The organism is Paraburkholderia sp. A1RI_3L (genome assembly GCF_048957895.1).
Lineage (GTDB): Bacteria > Pseudomonadota > Gammaproteobacteria > Burkholderiales > Burkholderiaceae > Paraburkholderia > Paraburkholderia kururiensis.
Map to the genome: position 1 here is coordinate 37,876 of NZ_JARCHA010000016.1, position 21,348 is coordinate 59,223.

Annotated in this window: 21 protein-coding genes; 13 read left to right on the forward strand and 8 right to left on the reverse strand. The window is 66.7% G+C overall.

What is annotated here, in order from left to right; all coding sequences use genetic code 11:
• The first annotated feature begins 1 nt into the window (after position 1).
• Both PXJ20_RS28740 and PXJ20_RS28745 read left to right on the forward strand, forming a co-directional pair.
• Complete coding sequence (locus PXJ20_RS28740; RefSeq protein WP_277598404.1) at positions 2–1,534, forward strand: sugar ABC transporter ATP-binding protein; 1,533 nt, start codon at positions 2–4, stop codon at positions 1,532–1,534.
• A 25-nt stretch (positions 1,535–1,559) separates the two neighbouring features.
• Positions 1,560–2,591: an ABC transporter permease gene (locus PXJ20_RS28745; RefSeq protein WP_421032657.1), complete on the forward strand. Its 1,032-nt coding sequence runs from the start codon at positions 1,560–1,562 to the stop codon at positions 2,589–2,591.
• A 107-nt stretch (positions 2,592–2,698) separates the two neighbouring features.
• On the opposite strand, the gene PXJ20_RS28750 is transcribed toward PXJ20_RS28745, so the two are convergent.
• On the reverse strand, positions 2,699–3,421 hold the full coding sequence (locus tag PXJ20_RS28750) for a DeoR/GlpR family DNA-binding transcription regulator (protein WP_017775428.1): 723 nt from the start codon (positions 3,419–3,421) through the stop codon (positions 2,699–2,701).
• Positions 3,422–3,727: 306 nt separating this feature from the next.
• Between PXJ20_RS28750 and PXJ20_RS28755 the strand changes: the two genes are divergently transcribed.
• Both PXJ20_RS28755 and PXJ20_RS28760 read left to right on the forward strand, forming a co-directional pair.
• Positions 3,728–4,159 carry a DoxX family protein gene (locus PXJ20_RS28755; protein WP_017775429.1) on the forward strand — a complete coding sequence of 144 codons (432 nt, stop codon included), beginning with the start codon at positions 3,728–3,730 and terminating at the stop codon, positions 4,157–4,159.
• Positions 4,160–4,187: 28 nt separating this feature from the next.
• A complete protein-coding gene (locus PXJ20_RS28760; protein WP_017775430.1) occupies positions 4,188–4,457 on the forward strand; it encodes a hypothetical protein in 270 nt (89 codons plus the stop codon).
• Positions 4,458–4,487: 30 nt separating this feature from the next.
• Here the strand turns inward: PXJ20_RS28760 and PXJ20_RS28765 are convergent, their stop codons facing one another.
• From PXJ20_RS28765 to PXJ20_RS28775, 3 genes are all read right to left on the reverse strand, one after another.
• Positions 4,488–5,993, reverse strand: a complete 1,506-nt coding sequence (locus tag PXJ20_RS28765) for an MFS transporter (RefSeq protein ID WP_421032100.1) — start codon at positions 5,991–5,993, stop codon at positions 4,488–4,490.
• 115 nt (positions 5,994–6,108) lie between these two features.
• On the reverse strand, positions 6,109–7,410 hold the full coding sequence (locus PXJ20_RS28770; protein WP_421032101.1) for an MFS transporter: 1,302 nt from the start codon (positions 7,408–7,410) through the stop codon (positions 6,109–6,111).
• 351 nt (positions 7,411–7,761) lie between these two features.
• Positions 7,762–8,667, reverse strand: coding sequence for a dihydrodipicolinate synthase family protein (locus tag PXJ20_RS28775; RefSeq protein ID WP_421032102.1), 906 nt, complete (start codon positions 8,665–8,667; stop codon positions 7,762–7,764).
• A 211-nt stretch (positions 8,668–8,878) separates the two neighbouring features.
• On the opposite strand from PXJ20_RS28775, the gene PXJ20_RS28780 reads away from it, so the two are divergent.
• From PXJ20_RS28780 to PXJ20_RS28805, 6 genes are all read left to right on the forward strand, one after another.
• Positions 8,879–9,847: a 4-hydroxyproline epimerase gene (locus PXJ20_RS28780; protein WP_421032103.1), complete on the forward strand. Its 969-nt coding sequence runs from the start codon at positions 8,879–8,881 to the stop codon at positions 9,845–9,847.
• The gene (locus tag PXJ20_RS28785) at positions 9,844–10,983 is read left to right on the forward strand and encodes an NAD(P)/FAD-dependent oxidoreductase (protein WP_421032104.1); all 1,140 of its coding nucleotides are present in this window, start codon (positions 9,844–9,846) and stop codon (positions 10,981–10,983) included. The genes PXJ20_RS28780 and PXJ20_RS28785 overlap by 4 nt, the downstream gene beginning before the upstream one ends.
• Positions 10,976–11,293, forward strand: a complete 318-nt coding sequence (locus PXJ20_RS28790; RefSeq protein WP_421032105.1) for a 2Fe-2S iron-sulfur cluster-binding protein — start codon at positions 10,976–10,978, stop codon at positions 11,291–11,293. Before PXJ20_RS28785 ends, PXJ20_RS28790 begins: the two co-directional genes overlap by 8 nt.
• Positions 11,290–12,585, forward strand: coding sequence for an FAD-dependent oxidoreductase (locus tag PXJ20_RS28795; RefSeq protein WP_421032106.1), 1,296 nt, complete (start codon positions 11,290–11,292; stop codon positions 12,583–12,585). The genes PXJ20_RS28790 and PXJ20_RS28795 overlap by 4 nt, the downstream gene beginning before the upstream one ends.
• A 141-nt stretch (positions 12,586–12,726) precedes the next feature.
• The gene (locus PXJ20_RS28800; protein WP_421032658.1) at positions 12,727–13,539 is read left to right on the forward strand and encodes a helix-turn-helix domain-containing protein; all 813 of its coding nucleotides are present in this window, start codon (positions 12,727–12,729) and stop codon (positions 13,537–13,539) included.
• A gap of 71 nt (positions 13,540–13,610) precedes the next feature.
• Positions 13,611–13,970, forward strand: coding sequence for a hypothetical protein (locus tag PXJ20_RS28805; RefSeq protein ID WP_421032107.1), 360 nt, complete (start codon positions 13,611–13,613; stop codon positions 13,968–13,970).
• 26 nt (positions 13,971–13,996) lie between these two features.
• Here the strand turns inward: PXJ20_RS28805 and PXJ20_RS28810 are convergent, their stop codons facing one another.
• From PXJ20_RS28810 to PXJ20_RS28825, 4 genes are all read right to left on the reverse strand, one after another.
• Positions 13,997–14,275, reverse strand: a complete 279-nt coding sequence (locus PXJ20_RS28810; RefSeq protein WP_017775440.1) for a hypothetical protein — start codon at positions 14,273–14,275, stop codon at positions 13,997–13,999.
• Between the two features lie 144 nt (positions 14,276–14,419).
• Positions 14,420–14,752 (reverse strand): hypothetical protein, encoded by a 333-nt coding sequence (locus PXJ20_RS28815; protein WP_199542420.1) that lies wholly within the window; start codon positions 14,750–14,752, stop codon positions 14,420–14,422.
• A gap of 165 nt (positions 14,753–14,917) precedes the next feature.
• On the reverse strand, positions 14,918–16,114 hold the full coding sequence (locus PXJ20_RS28820) for a porin (protein WP_026121588.1): 1,197 nt from the start codon (positions 16,112–16,114) through the stop codon (positions 14,918–14,920).
• Positions 16,115–16,310: 196 nt separating this feature from the next.
• Positions 16,311–18,245, reverse strand: coding sequence for a bifunctional sugar phosphate isomerase/epimerase/4-hydroxyphenylpyruvate dioxygenase family protein (locus PXJ20_RS28825; RefSeq protein WP_421032108.1), 1,935 nt, complete (start codon positions 18,243–18,245; stop codon positions 16,311–16,313).
• 309 nt (positions 18,246–18,554) lie between these two features.
• Here PXJ20_RS28825 and aroQ point away from each other — a divergent pair, with 309 nt between their 5' ends.
• From aroQ to PXJ20_RS28840, 3 genes are all read left to right on the forward strand, one after another.
• On the forward strand, positions 18,555–19,010 hold the full coding sequence (gene aroQ / locus PXJ20_RS28830) for a type II 3-dehydroquinate dehydratase (protein ID WP_421032109.1): 456 nt from the start codon (positions 18,555–18,557) through the stop codon (positions 19,008–19,010).
• Entirely contained in the window at positions 19,007–19,861 is an 855-nt protein-coding gene (locus PXJ20_RS28835) for a shikimate dehydrogenase (protein ID WP_421032110.1), read from the forward strand. The genes aroQ and PXJ20_RS28835 overlap by 4 nt, the downstream gene beginning before the upstream one ends.
• 93 nt (positions 19,862–19,954) lie before the next feature.
• Positions 19,955–21,331 carry an MFS transporter gene (locus tag PXJ20_RS28840; RefSeq protein WP_421032111.1) on the forward strand — a complete coding sequence of 459 codons (1,377 nt, stop codon included), beginning with the start codon at positions 19,955–19,957 and terminating at the stop codon, positions 21,329–21,331.
• The last annotated feature ends 17 nt before the right edge of the window (positions 21,332–21,348 follow it).

A 21,348-nucleotide genomic window follows, 5' to 3' on the forward strand; every position in this document is an offset into this window, starting at 1 on the left:
CATGAATGCGCCCACGTCTGCTCCGCACTTTCTCGAGGTGACCGGCATCCACAAGCGGTTCACCGGCGTGCATGCGCTGCGCGGTGTGAGCCTCGCCTTTCGGCGCGGCGAGATCTATCACCTGCTCGGCGAGAACGGGTGCGGCAAGAGCACCCTGATCAAGATCATTTCCGGCGCGCAGCCGCCCGACGAGGGCGAACTGATCGTCGAGGGCGTCCGTCACGCGCGGCTTACGGCGTTGCAGGCGCTCGCGGCGGGCATCGAAACGGTCTATCAGGATCTCTCGCTCCTGCCCAACATGAGCGTGGCGGAGAACGTGGCGCTCACGTCCGAGCTGGCCGATCACGACGGCCGGCTCGCCCGCACCTTCGACCGCCGCGCGCTCGCGCGCACGGCGGCGCGTGCGCTCGAAGCGGTGGGGCTGCCCGGCGACGCCGCGTTTCAGGCGACGCTCGTCGAGCAACTGCCGCTCGCCACACGGCAACTCGTGGCGATTGCGCGCGCGATTGCGAGCGAGGCGAAGTTCGTCATCATGGACGAGCCCACCACGTCGCTCACGCAGAAGGAAGTGGACAACCTGATCGGCGTGCTCGGCCAGTTGCGCGCGCACGGCGTGACGGTGCTGTTCGTGAGCCACAAGCTCGACGAATGCTATGCGATTGGCGGCGAGGTGATCGTGCTGCGCGACGGCCAGAAGATGGCGCAAGGGCCCATCACGCAGTACACGAAGGCGCAGTTGAGCGAGCTGATGACGGGCCGCCACCTCACGAGCGAACGCTATCGTGAGGGCGAGGTGGGCAGCGATCAAGTGCTCGACGTGAAAGCACTCACACGCGCGGGCCAGTTCGCCGACGTCTCGTTCTCGCTGCGCGCGGGCGAGATTCTCGGTGTGACGGGTCTGCTCGACTCGGGCCGTAACGAACTCGCGCGGGCGCTTGCCGGTGTGGCACCGGCGCAGTCGGGGCAGATCGTGCTGGACGGCAAGCGCATTACGGTGCGCACGCCGTCGGACGCGAAGCAGCACCGCATCGGCTACGTGCCCGAAGACCGCCTGAACGAAGGGCTCTTTCTCGACAAGCCGATTCGCGACAACGTGATCACCGCAATGATTTCGAGCCTGCGCGACCGCTTCGGTCAGATTGACCGTGCGCGCGCCGACGCGCTCGCGCGGCAGACCGTGGACGACCTGCAGATCGCGACGCCTGGTATCGACAAGCCCGTGCAGTCGCTTTCGGGCGGCAACCAGCAGCGCGTGCTGATTGGCCGGTGGCTCGCCATCGACCCGCGCGTGCTGATCCTGCACGGCCCCACGGTGGGCGTGGACGTGGGCTCGAAGGACATCATCTACCGCATCATGCAGCGGCTCGCGCAAAGCGGCATCGGCATCATCCTGATCAGCGACGACCTGCCCGAGCTGTTGCAGAACTGCGACCGCATCCTGCTCATGAAGAAGGGGCGTGTCGCGAACGAATACCGTGCCGACCAGCTGACGGAAGCGGATCTGTATCACGCGCTGTTGTCGGAGGCCGCCTGACATGCCACCCAGTGTTCCCTCGCAGATGAACCACACCTTGACTCCACCCGCCGCCGACGACGCTCAGCCTGCCGTGAAGCACGGCTTGCGCGTGCTGCTCGCGCGCCAACCTGAATGGTTCACGGCGGCGCTGATCGTCGTGACGTGCGGCGTGGTGGGCGCGATCAACCCGCGCTTCTTCCAGTTCGCCACGCTCTTCGACCTGCTGCACTCGGCCACCACGGTCTCGCTCTTCGCACTCGGCACGCTCGTGGTGCTGGCCTCGGGCGGCATCGACGTGTCGTTCACGGCGATTGCGGCGCTCACCATGTACTCGATCACGAAGGCCGTGTTCGCCTGGTGGCCCGACGCGCCGTTCGTGCTGATTCTCGTGTGCGGCGCCGTGGGCGGCGTGCTGCTCGGGCTCGTGAACGGGCTGCTCGTGCATCGGTTGAAGGCGCCGTCGCTGATCGTCACGATCGGCACGCAGTATTTGTACCGCGGGCTGCTGCTCACCTTCGTGGGCACCACGTTCTTCATGAACATTCCGCACAGCATGGATCACTTCGGACGCATTCCGCTCGTGTTCTATCGCACGGCGGATGGCCTGCGCGCGGTGCTGCCGGTCTCGGTACTCGCGCTCGTGATGGCGGCCGTGCTCACGTGGTGGCTGCTCAACCGCACGATGATGGGCCGCGCCGTCTATGCGATGGGCGGCAGCCTCGCGATTGCAGAGCGCCTCGGCTACAACCTGCGCGCGGTGCATCTGTTCGTGTTCGGCTATACGGGCATGCTGGCCGGCATTGCGGGCATCCTGCACGTGTCGAACAACCGGCTCGCCAATCCGTTCGATCTGGTGGGTTCGGAACTCGACGTGATAGCGGCCGTGATTCTGGGCGGCGCAAGGATTACGGGCGGCACGGGCAGCGTGATGGGCACGCTGCTGGGCGTGGTGCTGGTGACGCTGATCAACAGCGTGCTGATTCTGGTGGGCGTGCCGAGCACCTGGCAGAAGGTGATTATCGGCGCGTTCATTCTGCTGGCCGGCGTGCTGTTCGCGTGGCGGCGTGGAAGTTGAAGCGAGGTTAATGGATGGGCAATTGAAGCAGGGCAACTGAAGCAGAGGACGGCTGGCGGCGCGGCGCTTCGAGTCCAGCCGTACCCCGGCTGCGCCGCAACCGCGCATTACCGCTTGATGGCCTGTTGCCCCTTCTCGGTGATCACGGAGTCGAACTCGCCGAGCTGCGAGAAACGCACCGCTTTCACGACGCCGAACTTGCTCGAATCCACCACGAGATGGCGTTCCACGGCGCTCGCCATGGCGGCCTGCTTGATGGCGACTTCATGGAAGTTCCAGCAGGTCACGCCGCGCGCCTCGTCTACGCCGCCCGCTGAAATGAAGGCCTTGTTGATGCCCATGCGGCGCAGCATCTCGAGGCTTTCGTCGCCCGCGAACGAATCCGACGACGGCACGTACACACCGCCCAGCAGGATCATGCGCACGTTCGGCTTGCGCCGCAAAATCTCCGCGATGTTGAGCGAGTAGCAGACCACCGTCACCTGGAGGTCCGCGGGAATCAGCCGGGCGAGCGTGGTGAGCGTGGTGCCGCAATCCACGAACAGGGTTTCGTTGCTGGCCATGAGCTTCGCCGCGTGCGCCGAGGCCTCGGCTTTGGCCTGCGAGAAGTGATCTTTCTCGGCGTCGAGCGAGTAGCCGGGCGTGTTCGGCACGTCGGTGGCGCTTACGATGTAGCCGCCCAGATACGTGAAGCGCTCGGGGTTGGCGGCCACGTCGCGCCGCACCGTCATCTCTGAAACCTCGAGCAGCGCAGCCGCGTCGCGCAGCCGCATCACGTTCTGTTTCGCCAGCGCCTGGCTGAGTACGCGCAGGCGTTCGTCCTTGAGCATGGGGATCCTTGCGCACCATGCGCGCCGGCCCGGGAACACGGCCACACGATGCGTTATGTTTCGTTCGAATTCGTGAAAGGATTATAACAAGTGGACGTGCGTGCGATGCCCGTGGGTTTTCCCTGCGTCGTTTCTTGAAGCGCTGTTCTTGCCGGCTACCGGCCAGGGAGTGCCCGCCTCGCGCCGCATCTGCCTGGAAATCCTGGAAATGGCTTCCGATCGGACATATGCTGACCCCACACGCTGCTGGAACTGACATGACCCGCAAGAGGTCATCTGCTATTTCCCCTTTTTCAGGAGCCTTCAATGACGCGACCCATCGACTCCCTGGTGATTTTCATCGCCCGCGTGGCGCTCTCCATTCTGTTTTTGTGGAGCGGCGCGATGAAGCTGCTGGGGTACGCGGGTTTCGTCAGCTATCTGCACGCGAAGGGCGTGCCGTTCGTGCAGGTAGGCGCGCCGATTGCTGTTGCGGTAGAGGTGCTCGGTGGACTCGCGCTCGTGCTGGGCGTGAAGATTCGCGCACTGGGCCTCGTGATGGCGGTCTACACGATCGTCACCGCGATATTCGGACATGACTTCTGGAACGTCACCGACGCCGCGCTGCAACGCGACATGGTGATCCACTTCTGGAAGAACGTGGCGATTGCGGGAGGCTTTCTGCTGCTGTTCGTGACAGGCGCGGGGCGCATCAGCGTGGATGGAGCGCGTGCGCCGCGTTCGGGCCTGTCGGGATAAACGATCCGTTTCCCGAAGGAGGGCGCATTTGATACAGAACTTCGACCACACCATGGGCGGCCAGCTCGTGCAGCTCTGCGCGAGCATTGGCCAGGAGCCTGCGAACCGCGTGATCATCAGCCTCGCCGATTCGGCGAAGACGCTGGTCGTGTTCGACGCGTCGGGCGTGATCGGCACGCTGAAGGCGGAACTGGAAGATCCGGAACAGCTCATCGCCGACGCCATCCGCAAGGCGAAGGACGATGGGCTGATCGAGCGCGCCATCGCGACCGGCGCGATTCAGGAGGCGCGGCTTTGAGAAGCCGGCGCAGGTAAGGCGGGGCGCAGGTCAGGAGTTGCGCAACTCGCTGCGGCTTGCGGCGCCGCTCGTGGCAGGCGCCGCGGTGTGGCTCGCTTCGGGCCGCGGATGCACGACGCAGGCGAGCGCGGCGCCAATCATCAGCAGCACAACCGAAACGGCTGTCTCCACGTGCAGTCCGCTCACGATGTGCGCCGCTTCCGCACCGCCCGCGAGCGCGCCGAAGGCAGCCACACCGGCCGCGCCACCGGCCTGGCGCGCGGTGTTGAGCACCGCCGAGGCGGTGCCGGCGCGTGCGGGCTCCACGGAGGCGAGCACCGCGGTGGTCATGGCCGGCACGGCGAGGCCCATCCCCGACGGAATCAGCAGGAACGGCACGAGCACCGCCGCGAGCGGCGTGGCGCCGTCCACGAAATGCAGCAGACCGTAGCCGAGCGCGGCGATCAGCGCGCCTGCGATCATCGGCACACGCGAGCCGTAGTGCGCCACTACCCAGCCGCTCGCAACGTTCGACATCAGAAAGCCCCCCGTGAGCGGCAGGAACGCGAGGCCCGCCTGCAAGGCCGTGTCGCCGCGCACGCGCTGCAGATACAGACCCAGCACGAACACCGTGCCGTAATAGGTGAGGTTGACGCACACGCCGAACAGCACGGCCGCACTGAAGGTGCGGTTGCGGAAGAACCCGAGCGGCAGCATGGGCGTGGCGGCGCGCGCTTCCACGCGGACGAACGCGAGCGCCGCGACCACGGCGAGCACGAAACCGCCCACCACCGCGGGATGCGCGAAGCCCAGCGGCCGCCACTCGATCACGGCGCCCGTGAAGGCGGTCAGTGCTACGACGGCGAGCAGCTGACCGCGCAGATCGAGTCCGCGCGGCGCGATGCCCGCAGGGTTGGCGGCCGATGTCGGCGTTTGCCGGACCATCGGGTGCTCGGACAGCCACGCGAACGTAGCGACGAGCCCCGCCGCGCAAATCGGCAGGTTGACGAGGAAGATGCTGCGCCAGTCGAACGCGGCAATCAGCATGCCGCCCACCACCGGGCCCGCCGCAATCGAGATGGAGCCTGCCGCCGTCCACAGACCCACGGCGCGTGCGCGCAGCGTGCGCTCGTGGCCGCACGCGTGATTGAGGAGCGCCAGCGAATTCGGCAGCATGGCCGCCGCGCCGGCGCCTTGCAGCGCACGCGCGGCAACGAGCGTCGCGGCGTTGGTGGCGAGCCCGCAGGCGAGCGAGGCAAGCGCGAAGATCCCAATGCCAACGGCATACATGCGCCGGGCGCCGAAGCGGTCGCCGAGCACGCCGGCCGAGAGCATGAGCACCGCGAACACAAGCGTGTAGGCGTCGACCACCCATTGCAGGCCCGCTACGTCGGCGTGCAGGTCGGTGCCGAGTCGCGCGAGCGCGATGTTCACGATGGTCACGTCGAGCTGCGTGACGACGAAGCCGACGCTCACGGTCGCGACAATGCGCGCGAGCGTGGGCGTAAATGAGGGCTTGGGATCAGGGAGGTGGGGGAGATGGGGTGTCGTGTTCATGACCCCATCGTAGGCGGTACGGCGCGCGCGATGTTTCGCGCTGACCTGAAGTGTGGATGAAGGTCGGGCGCCCGCCGTGCGAGCGCCTCGGCCCTGCCGCTTCAGCGCTCGAGGATCAACGCGCCACGCGCGCATCCTTGATGAAGAGCGCGGTGAGCGCACCCACCACGCAGAGCGCAGCCACATAGAAGGCCGGCGCCATCGGCTCCGACTTCATCAGCAGCGACACCACGATGGGCGTGAGTCCGCCGAACACCGCATAGGCGACGTTGTACGAAAACGAGATGCCCGAGAAGCGCACCACGGGCGGGAATGCCTTGACCATCACGAACGGCACCGCGCCGATCGTACCGACGAAAAAGCCCGTTACCGCGTAGAGCGGCACGAGCATCGACAGGTCGGTGCCGATCTGTCGGAACATCGCGTAGTAGAGCGCCGCGAGCGCGAAGCAGCCCACGATCAGCGTCGGGCGCGCGCCGATGCGGCCCGCCATCGTGCCGCTCACAATGCAGCCCGCCGTCAGGCACAGCGTGGCGACGCTGTTGGCGAACAGCGACGTCGCGGCATCCACGTGAAACTGCTTCTGGAGCAGCGTGGGCGTCATCAGGATCACAACCACGATGGCCGCCGAGAGCATCCACGTGAGCAGCATCGAGACGATCACAGCCCGCCCGTGGTCGCGCAGCACGGCCTTCAACGGGATTTCGGCGGCGAGCGTCTGGCGGGCTTTCATCTCTGCGAACACCGGCGTTTCGTGCAACCAGCGGCGCAGCCACACCGAAAAGAGGCCGAACACGCCGCCCAGCAGGAACGGCAGACGCCACGCGTAGCCCGAGATTTCGGCCGGCGCGAAATGGCGATTCACCGCGGCCGCGACGAGCGAGCCCAGCAGGATGCCGGCCGTCAGGCCCGACGTGAGCGTGCCGCACGCATAGCCGATGTGCCGCGACGGCACGTGCTCGGAGACGAACACCCACGCGCCGGGCACCTCGCCGCCCACGGCTGCGCCTTGCAGCACGCGAAAGAAGAGCAGCAGCACGGGCGCCAATACGCCGATGGTCGCGTAGGTGGGCAGCAGGCCCATCATCAGCGTGGGCAGCGACATCAACAGCACGGAGAGCGTGAACATGCGCTTGCGGCCCAGCAGGTCGCCGAAGTGCGCCATGACGATGCCGCCCAGCGGACGCGCAAGATAACCGGCCGCGAAGATGCCGAAGGTCTGCAACTGGCGCAGCCAGTCGGGAATGGACGGCGGAAAGAACAGTTGCCCGATGGCAGGCGCGAAGAACACGAAGATGATGAAGTCGTAGAACTCGAGCGCGCCGCCCAGTGCGGCGAGGCCGAGCGTCTTGTAGTCGGCGCCCGTGAGTGCGCGGGCAGGAGCGGGCGTGGCGACGCCCAGGTCGGTTGCTTGCATGGCCGAATAATCGTTGGAATGAAAGGTCACGCATTGCGCGTGGCGTGTAGCGGTGCTCGGGCGGGTTGAAGCCCGAAAAAGGCGCGGGGTCGGCACGAGGCGCACGTTCTGTACGCCCGGGTAGGGCGGCAGAGCGGAGGCCAACCCGCGATTTTACAGGATGTAAGTAGAGGCTTCGGAGGGTGGGTGTGGGTGCAAGGCGGCGGGGCCAAGAACGACGGCCCCAGAACGACGGCCCCGCCGCGGGCCTCGATGACAAGCGTTGTTGCGGGGAGCCGCAGCCTGCCTGAAGGGGGCCGAGGGGACGAAGCGGCACCTGCGCCGCCGACGCGATGCCCCTGGCTGCTTCCTTCAGATCTGCGGCAACGCCGGGCGCGTTTCGATGGCGTGGCGGATCAGCGTCTCCACGGCCTCGCGTTCCGCGCCGGCGAGCGGCAGGCGCGGCGGACGCACGGGCTCGGTGCCCAGACCCACGATGGCTTCCGCGAGCTTGATGTTCTGCACGAGCTTGGCCGACACATCGAGCGCGAGCAGCGGCGCGAACCAGCGGTACAGCGTGCGCGCTTCGTCGAGACGCCCCGCGCGGATCAACCGGTAGATCGCCACCGTCTCATGCGGAAACGCGCACACCAGACCTGCCACCCAGCCGTGGGCGCCCATCAGTATCGCTTCCATGGCCAGGTTGTCGACGCCGCACAGAATCGCGTAGCGGTCGCCCACCACGTTGATGAGATCCGTGACGCGCCGCACGTCGCCGCACGATTCCTTGATGGCGACGATCTTCGCTTCGTCCGCGATCTCGGCGAACATCTCCGGCGTCATGTCCACGCCGTAGGCGAGCGGGTTGTTGTAGATCATGAGCGGCAGCGGGCTCGCGTCCGCCACCATGCGGAAGTGGTTGAGCGTTTCGCGCCGGTCCGAGAGGTAGCGTAGGCCCGGCAGCACCATGTAGCCCGCGGCGCCGTGCTTTGCGCCTGCTTCGGCCTGGCGGCAGCCGTCCAGCGTGCTGTTTTCCGCGATGGTGAGCAGCACCGGCACGCGGCCACGCGAGGCGTCCACGGCGATGTCGAGCACCTCCAGCTTCTCGTCGAGCGAGAGCGTGGACGCTTCGCCCAGCGACCCGCACACGATGATGCCGTCCACGCCCGCGTCGATTTGCGCCTCGATGTTCTTCTTCGTCCACGCACGGTCTATGCTGAAATCCGCGTTGAACTTGGTAGTGACTGCGGGCATGACGCCTTGCCAGATATGTGCCACGACGGCTCTCCTCATGTGATCGATGGGTTGCAGTGTAAGCAGCAGCGCGATGGGCGTCTTGCGTCATTCGCGCATCGCGCATGACGATTTCCGCACAGCCCGCGGGAGTCGGCCCGGCGCCCTTGCCGTATCGGTGCATTGTGCAGAAATCGTCATGCCGGGCGCGCAACGCCACCAAGACGCGCGGCAAGCGGGTTCCTACCATCAGGGCATGAAAACGCTCGACATCATCGACTCCCACACCGGCGGCGAGCCCACGCGGCTCGTCGTGTCCGGCGGTCCCGAGCTGGTTCACTCGGGACAAGGCCCGCTCGCCGAGCGGCTCGACACTTTTCGCACGCAGTTCGACCACTGGCGCGCGGGCATCGTCAACGAGCCGCGCGGCTCGGACGTCGTGGTGGGCGCGCTGCTGTGCGAGCCGCACGACCCGCAATGCTCGGCCGGCGTGATCTTCTTCAACAACGTGGGCTATCTCGGCATGTGTGGACACGGCACGATCGGGCTCGTCGTGTCGCTCGCCCACATGGGCCGCATCGGGCCGGGACAGCATCGCATCGAAACGCCGGTCGGCGTGGTGGATGCAACGTTGAACGAGAACGGCAGCGTGTCGGTGCGCAACGTGCCGGCGTATCGCTACCGGCGCGACGTTGCCGTGGACGTGCCTGGCTACGGCCGGTTCACGGGCGACATCGGCTGGGGCGGCAACTGGTTCTTTCTCGTCGCGGACCACGGGCGCGCGCTCGAAGCACGGCATATCGCCGAACTCACGGCGTTTTCGTCGGCCATGCGCGACGCGCTCCACGCCCAGCAGATCACCGGCGCGGGCGGTGCGTTTATCGACCACATCGAACTGTTCGGGCCGGGCTCGCGCGCGGGCATCGACAGCCGCAGCTTCGTGCTGTGTCCCGGCAACGCGTACGACCGCTCGCCGTGCGGCACGGGCACGAGCGCGAAGGTGGCGTGCCTTGCCGCGGACGGCAAGCTCGCCTCAGGCGCCGTGTGGCGGCAGGAAAGCATTATCGGCAGCGTGTTCGAAGCGAGCTGGGCGCCGGGCGAGCCGAACGCCGACGGACTGCCCACGGTCGTGCCGACCATTACGGGCGAGGCGTGGGTGACGGCGGAATCGCGCCTGCGCTTCGACGAGCGGGATCCGTTCGTGTGGGGCATTCGCACGGCATGACGACGGACCGCGTAGCCGATGTGATCGTGATCGGCGCGGGCATTGTCGGCGCTGCGTGCGCCGCGGCGCTTGCGGCGCGCGGCCTGCGCGTCGACGTGCTCGAAGCGAATGGCGTAGGCGGCGGCGCGACTGCGGCGGGCATGGGCCATATCGTGGTGATGAACGACTCGCCCGCGGAGCTGGCGCTGTCCCGTTATTCGCGCGCGTTGTGGCTCGAACTCGCGCCGCGGTTGCGTGAGCGCGATGCGTTCTGCCGCTGCGGCACGCTTTGGGTTGCAAGCGATGACGAGGAACTCGACGCGGCTCGCGCGATGCAGGCGGCGTTCGCGGCACAGAACGTGGCGTCGCAATTGCTTGACGCGAGCGCGCTGTATGCCTGCGAGCCGGCGCTCGCGCCGGGCATGGCGGGCGGGCTGCGTATCGAGCACGACAGCATCGTCTATGCGCCCGCGGCGGCCGAATGGCTGCTGCGGCATTCGCCGGGGGCGGCGAACATCCGCCTGCATACCGGCGCCGAGGTGATCGCGCTGGAGCCGTCGCGCGTGGTGTTGCGCACGGGAGCGGCGTTTGGCGCGGCGCACGTGGTCGTCGCGAATGGCCTTGCCGCGCAACGCCTCGTGCCCTGGTTGCCGCTGCAGCCGAAGAAGGGCCATCTGCTCATCACCGACCGTTACCCCGGCGTGGTCCGGCATCAGTTGCTCGAACTCGGTTACATCAAGAGCGCGCATCACGCGCAGGGCACCTCCGTGGCGTTCAACGTGCAGCCGCGGCCGACAGGCCAACTGCTGATCGGCTCGTCGCGCCAGTTCGACACGACCGATCCCGCCGTCGAGATGCCCGTGCTCGCGCAGATGCTCAAGCGCGCGGCGCGTTATCTGCCGTCGCTGCCGGGCTTGAACGCGATTCGCGCGTGGACCGGCTTTCGCGCCGCCTCGCCCGACGACTTGCCGCTGATCGGCCCGGCGGGCGGCGAGCTGCGCGGCGTGTGGCTTGCCGTGGGACACGAGGGACTCGGCGTGACCACGTCGCTCGCCACGGCGAACCTGCTTGCCGCGCAGATACTCGACGAACTGCCGCCCATTGCCGCCGACCCGTACCTGCCCGCGCGTTTTGCGCAAGGAGCCGGGCATGCGTGACGTTCAACGCACCAGCACACGAGCGCAAGAAATTCACGTGACGGTGGACGGGCATGCCGTCGTGGTGCCGCAGGGTGCCACGGTGGCGGCTGCATTAGCGGTTGCATCAGCGACTGCATCAGCGGCTGCGACCCACGTGGGCGCAACACGAGGCGCACGCGTCTCCGTTCGCGGCGAGCCGCGCACGATGTTTTGCGGCATGGGCGTGTGCCAGGAGTGCCGCGTGACCATCGACGGTCGCGCGCATCGGCTTGCCTGCCAGACGCTGTGCCGCGAGGGGCAGCGGATCGAGACGATGAGGACGGAATGAGTGAACGCTACGACGTGGTGATCGTCGGCGCGGGACCGGCGGGCTTGAGCGCGGCGCGCGCGGCGGCGGGGCAAGGCGCGCGCGTGGCGATCATCGACGACAATCCGCGCGCGGGCGGCCAGGTCTGGCGCCAGGGGCCGCAGCATCCGGCGCAGCAGCCTTTGCGCACGCTGCTGGACACTCTCGCGCCGGATGGGCACGTTGCGTGGTGGCAGTCGTCGCGCGTTGTCGCGCCGCTTGCGGGCGGCGAACTGCTGATCGAATCGGAACAGCACGGCGGCGTGCGCGTCTCGTACGGCCGCCTGATTCTCGCGACCGGCGCGCGGGAACGTCTGCTGCCGTTTCCAGGCTGGACGCTGCCGGGCGTCACCGGCGCGGGCGGCTTGCAGGCGCTGATCAAGGGCGGCGTGCCGGTGCGCGGCGAGCGCATCGTGATCGCCGGAAGCGGGCCATTGCTGCTCGCCGCACTTGCCACGGCACGTCATGCAGGGGCCGACGTGCTGGCGGTGATCGAGCAGGCGAGCGCGTCGGCGGTCGCGCGTTTTGCGCTTTCGTTGACGCGCTCGCCGTCGAAGCTCGTGCAGGCGGCCATGCTCACACGCGGTTTCGCCGGGCTGCGGTATTGGACCGGCAGCGTGGTACGCGAGGCGAGCGGAGCGGGGCATGTCGAACAGGTCACGATTCGACGCGGCGAGCGCGAGCTCACACTTGCGTGCGATCGCGTCGCGTGTGGCTATGGGCTGGAGCCGAATGGGCTGCTGGGTGAATCGCTGGGGTGCGCGGTGGCGGCCCGCGGCGACGGTTGCGCGCTCGCCGTGGACGATCTGCAGCGAACTTCTGTCGAGCACGTGTTCGCGGCCGGCGAATGCACGGGCGTGGGCGGCATGGAACTCGCCCGCGTGGAAGGCGAGATCGCGGGGCTGGCAGCCGTCGACGCCGCGCCCGCCGCGCGCGCCCGCTTCGCCGAACGCGCGCGCTGGCGGCGCTTCGCGGCCAACGTCGATGCGGCCTTCGCGCTGGGCGAAGCGGCGCGCGCCGTGCCGCCCGACGACACCTTGCTTTGCCGCTGCGAGGACGTGACGATCGGCGCCGTGCGCGCACACGCGAACTGGCGCGACGCCAAGCTCCAGACGCGCTGCGGCATGGGCGCCTGCCAGGGGCGCATCTGCGCGACGGCGGCCCGCACTTATTTCGGCTGGGGCACGGGAGCAGGCGTGGCCCAGGCTGTACCGCGTCCGCCGCTGCAACCCGCGCAGATCGGCACCTTGATCGAGGCCGCCGCCGACTCCTGAGCCCGGGCCCCTCCCGATTTTTTTGCGCCGGTGCCGGGCCCTATAATCGAGCGCACGTTCTTACCCGCTCCGGGCGCGCGGAATTCCGACATGACCATGCTGGCCGACATCATCCATCCGGCGCTGCAAGCGGCAGCCGGCATGACGCCGAACGCGGTTCCCGGGGCAGCGGGGGCCGCGGATGCGTCGGCCTCTGCCGACGCCACGCTCGCGGCCATGCTCACGCATTTCACGTTGCTCGAGCCGGTGTTCGACGCCATGCCGGAAGTCGTGTTCTTCGTGAAAGACGTGCAAGCGCGCTACGTGCTGGTGAACCGCACGCTCGCCTCGCGCTGCGGCTACAAGGACAAGGAAGCGCTGCTCGGCAAGACCGCCGAGGACGTGTTTCCGCGCCGCTTCGGCCGCGTCTATACCGCGCAGGACAGGACCATCGTGAGCATCGGCAATACGCTCGTCGACCAGTTGGAACTGCATCTGTATCCGGGCCGGCAGCCAGGCTGGTGCCTCACCTGCAAGACGCCGCTACGCGATCCGTCGACGGGCACCGTGGTGGGACTGGCCGGCATCTCGCGCGACCTGAGAGCCGACGAGAGCAGCCATCCCGCGTACAGCAAGCTCGCCACGGTCGTGCAGTACATCCAGGAAAACTATGTGCAGCCGCTGAACCTGAAGCAACTGGCGGAAATGGCGGATATGTCGGTCGCGCAACTGGAGCGTTACTTCCACAAGGTATTTCACCTGACGCCGCGCCAGGTGTTGCTGAAGACACGTCTGGATGCGGCCACGGCGCTGCTCGTCTCTCACGACAAGGTCACCGACGTCGCCGCGCTGTGCGGCTATACGGACCACAGCGCGTTCACGCGGCAATTCAAGGCCACGGTGGGCGTGACGCCCACCGAGTACCGTGCGCTCCTGCATGCCACCGCCTCCGCCCCGGCCTCGCCGAAGGTGTGACCGGACGCCGTTGGTGACGAACGTGCGTGGTTTCGGCCGGCCCCGGTTGCCGATCTGCTGATCGTCCCGCCATGTCCGCAAGCGAAAAGGCGCGCGCCAGGACTCGCCTGAAAACCCATCGTTACTACGTCTACGTGGTCGAACTCGACGACACCGTCTGGAACGAGGCGCGCTTTCGCCGCGCGAATCCCGAGTATCGGTTCGCGAAGCCCTGCGTTTATGTGGGAATGACCGGGCTCGATCCCGATCTGCGTTTTGACCGCCACAAGGCCGGCATCCAGTCGAACCGCTTCGTGCGTGATTACGGCTTGCGGTTGATGCCGGAACTGTATGAAGTGTTCAATCCATTGCCGTACGACGGCGCGCGCGACATGGAAGTGGAGCTGGGAATCGGCCTGCGCGAAGCCGGGTACGCGGTGTGGCAGGCGTGATCGCCCGGTGGGTGGATCGAGGCCGATTACCGTTGCGGACGGTCAAGGCCCAGGCCGCGCAGAATGGCGTTGCCTTCGGGCGTGAGCCGGATGTGCGGCGTGCCCGCCTCGGACTGCACCTGCTCGACGAGGCCGGCTTCCTGCAACTGGGGAATCTCGGGCTTCGCGGACGCGTCGATGGGCGCGTGCAGCAACAGCAGCAACGTCGCGATTTCGTGGTGACTGAGCAGGCGGCGCAAAATCGTGCGCTTCGCCGGGGCCGCAGGCTGCGGCGCGCTCGTCAAAGTCGTGTCTTGCCTGTCCATCGGTCCACCTTCCTGGGTTGTTCGGTCGAGTTTCGACGGATCATGCGCAGGAAGTCTTAAACGATTCTTAAAAATCGGACCGCGGGTGCAACAGCCGCTGCCATAGTGGTAACAACACGTTACACCCATGCGGCGGCGGCTTTCTCAGGGCGCGCAGGTCTTGCTCGCGCTCTCGATCCAGAGGTTCTTGATGTGCCGCTTGCCGGCGTAGAACCGGTAAGTCGTGGCGCCGTTGTCGCTGCGTACCTTGACGACGTTCGAGTCGCCGAAGTCGAGCATGGCGCCTTGCGGCAGCGCAGTGGTTTTCACGCTGCTGTCATGCTTCGAGGCTTCCACGGTCATGCATTGCACGACGCTGTCGACGGAACGTTGCGTGGTGCTGTCGATCACCGGCTCGCCCGCATCGGGGTTGCTCTGAAGGGAGGCGCACGCGGCGAGCAGCAGCGGAGCGCAGAGGGTGGCGGCGAATTTCTTCATGTGTCTCCTGATGTTGACGGGCGTGGGTTGTAACCATCCGGCCGATTATATCGGTCGCGATCAAGATGGCTTTTGCAAGCCGTATGCCCGGCGCTTACAAAACAAAAAGCGCGCAGCCCGAAGGCCGCGCGCTTCTCTGCGCATGTAGAGGCGAAGCCGTAGCGCTTAGAACGCCACTGCGATACCGGCCATGCCGACGAACTGCGAGCGCGTGGACGACGGCGTCGTGTTCTGCGAGTCGCCCACTGCCGGCGCGGCATCCACGATGTTGCCTGCGCCCTTCAGGCCGAGCGTCTGGCCCGTGGCGTGCTGGTACGCCTGCACCGCGTAGAGCGTGGTGCGCTTGGAGAGGTGGTAGGCCTCTTTCAGCGAATACTGCTGGTAGCGCGCGGCGCTCGAAATGCCGTTCGCCTTCGACGCCATCGTGTACGAGAACGCGGCAGCCATGTCGAACGCCGGCGTGAAGCGGTACGAGGCGATTGCGCCGTAGGAGTTGAACACGGCCGTATCCGTGAAGAGCGAGCGGCTGCCCGGCAGGTAGCGCACGTTCGAGTAGTTCACGCCGACCATCAGGTTGCCGATCGTGTAGTCGCCGGCGGCGGCGATGTGCTGCACCGAGTGCGCCGTCACGTAACCCTGGTTCACGGCGGAGACCGCGAAGCTTGCCGTGGACGACGAGTCGAACGCCGGGCTCGTGGTGGAGACCGGGTTCACGTAAGCGTTGTCCATGCGCAGGTAGCCGGCCGCAAGGGCGATGGGGCCGTTGGCATAACGCAGCGCACCGCTGATCGTCTGGCCCTTGCCCGTGCTGCCCGCGACGCCGCCGAGCGCGTACATGGCGCTCGCCTGCACGCCGTACCACACCGGCGACGTATAGACGAACGAGTTGTTGACGCGGATGGTGGTGTCGAGGCCGTCGTAGTCGCCGGGGTGCGCGCCCGTTGCGCCCGTGAGCCAGTTGCTCGATGCGAGCGGGCCGACGAACTGGTAGTACGGCGTGTACTGGCGGCCCATCGTGAAGGTGCCGTAGTTGTTGTTCTGCAGACCCACGAATGCCTGGCGGTTGAACAGCAGGCCCGACGACGACGCCGCGCCCGTGTTCAGGTCGAAGCCGGCCTGGAGGTCGAAGATCGCGCTGGTGCCGCCGCCCAGATCTTCTACGCCCTTGAAGCCGAACTTCGATGCGTAGAGGTTGCCCTGGCGCAGGTACCAGTTCGAATGACCTTTCTGGTTGCTGACGTAGGTGATCGCGTCGTCGGCCACGCCATAGAGCGTGACGCTGCTTTGCGCGAGCGCGGGGCCTGCGGCGAGCGCGAAGCCGGCGCCCAGCAATGCATTACGGAAGGTATCGCGAGAAGTCATCTTTTATCTCCAGCCTTGGCTTTGTTATGCACGCCGGGCAGGCGTGCTGTCTCATCGTTTATAGAAGGAAAACGATTACCTGTTGCGACGCAAAAAGCGCCTGAAATACCGCGGCAGCTACGGTATAACGATTTACTTTATCTGTATAGACGCGTGTGCCCTGATTCCCTGACCGCCACCACGTTGCCGCCACGGCTCAGCGCGCCCCATGACGACGCTGCTGGGCCTGAGCCGCGAGGCGTACCGCGGCGTTCGCCGCACCGTAGCCGTCGTAACCGCCGCGACGCTCCACGAGCTCCAGCGAGAAACGCTGGTCCAGCAGTTCGGTATAGGCGTGGAAGAACTCGCCGCCCTGCGCGTCGCGGTCGTACAGGATGTTGTTTTCGTACAACGCGTCGATGGTCTGATCGGGCAGTGCGTAGCGCGCGGCGAGGTCGTCGTAGTAGTTGCGCGGAATCTTGAGCAGCGGCAGGCCGCGTGCGACGAAGTGCGGGATCGCGCGAAAGATGTCCGCCGTATGGAAGGCCACGTGGTTCAGGCCCGAGCCGCGATAGGTATGCAGCGCCTGGGCCACGGCCGTGTGGCGATCCACGGATGCGTTGAGCGCCACGCGCACCGAGCCGTCGCGGCTGCGCAGCGCCCGGCTGCGCACGAGGCCGTAAGGGTCGGGCACGAGCAGGCCTGGCTCCGGCTCGAAGCCGAACGCCGTGCGCAGAAACAGCACCCATGTGTCGAGCGAAGCCGCGGGCAGTGAAAGGCAAACATGGTCGATGCCCGCGATGGGGCCGCGCGCCGCCTCACCGCCCGTGCGCTCGGTGAGCACGAAGTCGGCTTCGAACAGCGTGGGTTCGTCGGGCGCTTCGTCCACGAAGTAGTTGAGGCTGCCGTCGGGCGCCTGCACCGCGGGCAGCACGCGCTCGTTCGGGCCCACTCGCCCCGAGAATGGCGCGTAGCCGAAGCCGGCGGCGCGCTCGAAGGCGAGCTTCGCGTCGTCCACGCGGAACGCCGACGCGCAGAGCGACAGACCATGCTGCTGGAAGAACGCACTTGCGAACGAGTCGGCTTCGGCGTTGAGCACGATCGACGCATCGCCGTGCTGGAACAGCGCCACGTCTTTCGAGCGATGCCGGCCGGTTTGGCGAAAGCCGAGCTTGCCGAGCCAGTCGGCCAGATGCGCGCGGGCCGTGTCGTCCACGGCGAATTCGAGGAACTGGAAACCGACATGCGCCGGTGCGGCGGGTGGCTCGAAGAGTGTGACGGCCGCATCGCTGCTGCTGCCGGCGTGATGCGCTTCATGGTCGGCGTTGGCGGCTTTCATCGCGCCGCGCGTCTGCTCTTCGAGCAACAGCAGCGACCGATATCCGTCCGCCGCGGTGGTGGCGGTGGGCGCCGCGCGAAAACCGTCGTTGAAGATTTCGAGCGACAGCGGTCCCGTGTAGCCGGCCTCCACCACGCGTGCCGTGAAGCCCGCCAGGTCGAAGTCGCCCTGGCCCGGGAAGCAGCGGTAATGGCGGCTCCATTCGAGCACGTCCATGGCGAGCTTCGGCGCGTCCGCAATCTGCACGAACGCGATGCGCTCGCCAGGGATCGCGGCGATCTCGTCCACGCTGTCGCCGATGGCGAGCGTGTGAAAGCTGTCGAGCACGAGCCCGAGGTTCGGATGGTTCACCGCGTTCACGAGCCGCCACGCGTGGCGATACGAATTCACGTGCCGACCCCACGCGAGCGCCTCGTAGCCCGCATACACGCCGGCCTGCTGCGCGGCGAGCGCGAGCGCGCCGAGCTGGTCGGCAATGAGCGCGTCGTCGCGAATCGTGTCCGGCGAAACGTTGCTGCACACGAGGATGCGGTTCGTGCCCAGTTCGTGCATCAGGTCGAATTTGCGCTTCGCGCGTTCGAGGTTGCGTGCGAGCCGCTCGCCGCTCACGCCCTCGAAGTCGCGAAACGGCTGGAACAGCGTGATTCCGAGCCCGAGGTCGGCGGCGATGCGGCGCACGTCGGCGGGCGACCCGTCGAAGTAGAGCAGATCGTTTTCGAAGATTTCGATGCCGTCGAAGCCGGCCGCCTGGATGGCGGTCAGTTTTTCGATGAGCGTGCCGCTCATGGACACGGTGGCAATCGAACGTTGCATGCAAGGCTCCTGCGGGGAGTCGGAGAGGGATCAGGAATCGCGATGAAAAGGCGCCGTGCGATGAGCGCACGAACCGTTGCGCCGCACCATCGAACGTTCCATTTGTATCTGTCTGGTACACCGTTGCAGCACGAAAAGCACTGCTGCAATGAATTCGAGGCGGAGTTTATACAAACTAACTAGATCGTACAAATTATCGAAAACCCCCAAAGACACGTGCGGCATTCGGGCGCACACTGCGCGTCAGGCTGGAGAGGCGCGTGCGCAGCCGCCGCGTTTTCCGGGCACTCCTGACATTGAGAGGTCTTGATGAGTTTTGCGTCGGTACTGGTCCTCAACGGGCCGAACCTGAATCTGCTCGGCACGCGCGAGCCGCATATCTATGGAGCGGAAACGCTTGAGGACGTCGCGCGTCGCTGCCGCGAAGCGGGCGAACGGCTGGGGCTTGGCGTGGACTTTCGTCAGTCGAACGCCGAACATCAATTGATCGACTGGCTGCACGAAACGCGCTCCGCGGTGCAGGGCGTGGTAATCAATCCGGCCGCGTACACGCACACGTCGGTGGCCATTGCGGATGCGCTCTCGGCGGTCGCAAAGCCCGTGATCGAAGTGCACATCTCGAACGTGCATCGCCGCGAGGCGTTCCGGCATCACTCGTTCGTTTCGGCCGTCGCCGAGGCCGTGATCTGCGGATGCGGCACCGACGGCTATATTTTCGCGCTGGAGCGCATGGCAACCATTTTGAAGAGCAAGGGCAAGCAATGAGTACGTCGTCGTTTCTGATCGGCCTGATTGGCGCGGGCATCGGTGGGTCGCTGAGTCCGGCCATGCACGAGGAGGAAGGGCGCCAGCTCGGTCTCAACTACGTGTATCGACGCATCGACCTCGACGTGCTCAAGCTCGACGCGTCGGCGCTGCCCGAACTGCTCGCGAGCGCGGAGCGTCTCGGCTACAACGGCCTGAACGTCACGTTCCCCTGCAAGCAGGCCATCATTCCGCTGCTGCACGAACTTTCCGACGACGCGCGCGCGCTCGGCGCCGTGAACACCGTGCTGTTGAAGGACGGCAAGCGCATTGGTCACAACACCGACTGGTCCGGCTTCGCGCGCGCGTTCCGGCGCGGTTTGCCGGATGTGTCGCTCGAACGCGTCGTGCAGCTTGGTGCGGGCGGGGCCGGCGCGGCGGTGGCGCACGCCGCGCTGATGATGGGCGCGCGCTCGCTCACCGTATTCGACGTCGACAACGAACGCGCAAGCGCGCTCGCCGCCGACTTGCAGGCGCGCTTTCCGCAGGCCACGGTCGCGGCGGGCGGCGTGCTGGGCGACGCGCTCGCGCAGGCAAACGGCCTGATCCACGCCACGCCCACCGGCATGGCGAAGCTGCCAGGCCTGCCGCTGCCCGCGCATCTGCTGCACAGCGGCCTGTGGGTGGCCGACATCGTCTACTTCCCGATTCGCACGGCGCTCATCGAGGCGGCCGAGGCGGCCGGCTGCCGCACGCTGTCGGGTGGCGGCATGGCGGTGTATCAGGCGGTCGATGCGTTCGGCCTCTTTACAGGCCGCGAGCCCGACGCCGAACGTATGTACCGGCACTTCCAGTCGCTGCTGAACCGCTGAGGGGCTGCCGCCACTTTTCACGCTCATCGGCGCTCGTCGGTACGCACCCGCGCTCACTACAACAACATCGTTCGAATACACCTGGAGACAACCATGTCCGGATCAACCCAAACTGGCGACGAGCCTCTGATGCCCGCCGCCCGCACGTCCGCCGCCACCGCGCGGCGTTCGAAGGCGCGCTATCGCATTCTGGCGCTGCTCGCCGTCGGCACGATGATCAATTACCTCGACCGCACAGTGCTCGGCATCGCCGCGCCGCAGCTCACGAAGGAACTGGGCATTGGCGCCGCGCTGATGGGGCTGATCTTCTCGGCGTTCTCGTGGAGCTACGTCGCGGCGCAGATTCCGGGCGGCCTGTTTCTGGACCGCTTCGGCAGCCGCGTCACGTATTACCTTTCGATGACGCTGTGGTCGGTATTCACGCTGTTGCAGGGTTTCGTGAGCGGCGTGGGTGCGCTGTTCGCATGCCGTCTTGGGCTGGGCGTGACGGAAGCGCCGTGCTTTCCGACCAACAGCCGCGTCGTGGCGACCTGGTTTCCGCAGCGCGAGCGCGCCATGGCGACAGGCACGTACACGGTGGGCGAGTACATCGGCCTCGCGTTCTTCAGCCCGTTCCTGTTCGCGCTGATGGGCGCCTTCGGCTGGCGCTCGCTGTTCTACGTGGTGGGCGGCGTGGGCATCGTGTTCGGCGGCATCTGGTGGCTGTTCTATCGCGAGCCGCGCGAGCATCCCGCGGCCAACCAGGCGGAACTCGATTACATCGAAGCGGGCGGCGGTCTCACGCATCGCAAGCCGGCCGATACCGCGGCACACAATGCGCGGGCTGCGAGCGAAGGCAAGAAAGGCGGCTTCGAGTGGCGCACCATCGGGCGCCTGCTCAAGCACCGGCAACTCACGGGCATCTGCCTCGGCCAGTTCGCAGGCAACTCGACGCTCGTGTTCTTCCTCACATGGTTCCCGACTTACCTCGCCACCGAACGCCACATGGGCTGGCTCAAGATCGGCTTCTTCGCGATCATGCCGTTCATTGCGGCGTCGGTGGGCGTGATGTTCGGCGGCACGTTGTCCGACTGGCTGCTGCGCCGGGGCAAGTCGGCGAACGTGGCGCGCAAGCTGCCGATCATCGCCGGCCTGCTGCTCGCCTCGACGATCGTGCTGGCGAACTACGTCGAAAGCAACGTGACGGTGATCGTGATTCTCTCGGTGGCGTTCTTCGCGCAGGGGATGGCGGCGCTCGGCTGGACGCTCGTTTCCGACATCGCGCCGGACGGCCTGCTCGGCGTGACGGGCGGCATCTTCAACTTCGCCGCGAATCTTGCCGGCATCGTCACGCCGCTCGCGGTGGGCTTCATCGTGTCGGCCACGGGCTCGTTCGTCGGCGCGCTCGCGTTCATCGGCGTGATCGCGTTGATCGGCGCGCTGTCTTACATCTTCGTGGTGGGGGACATCAAGCGCATCGTGCTCGACTGAACTCGACGGCTGCGTGG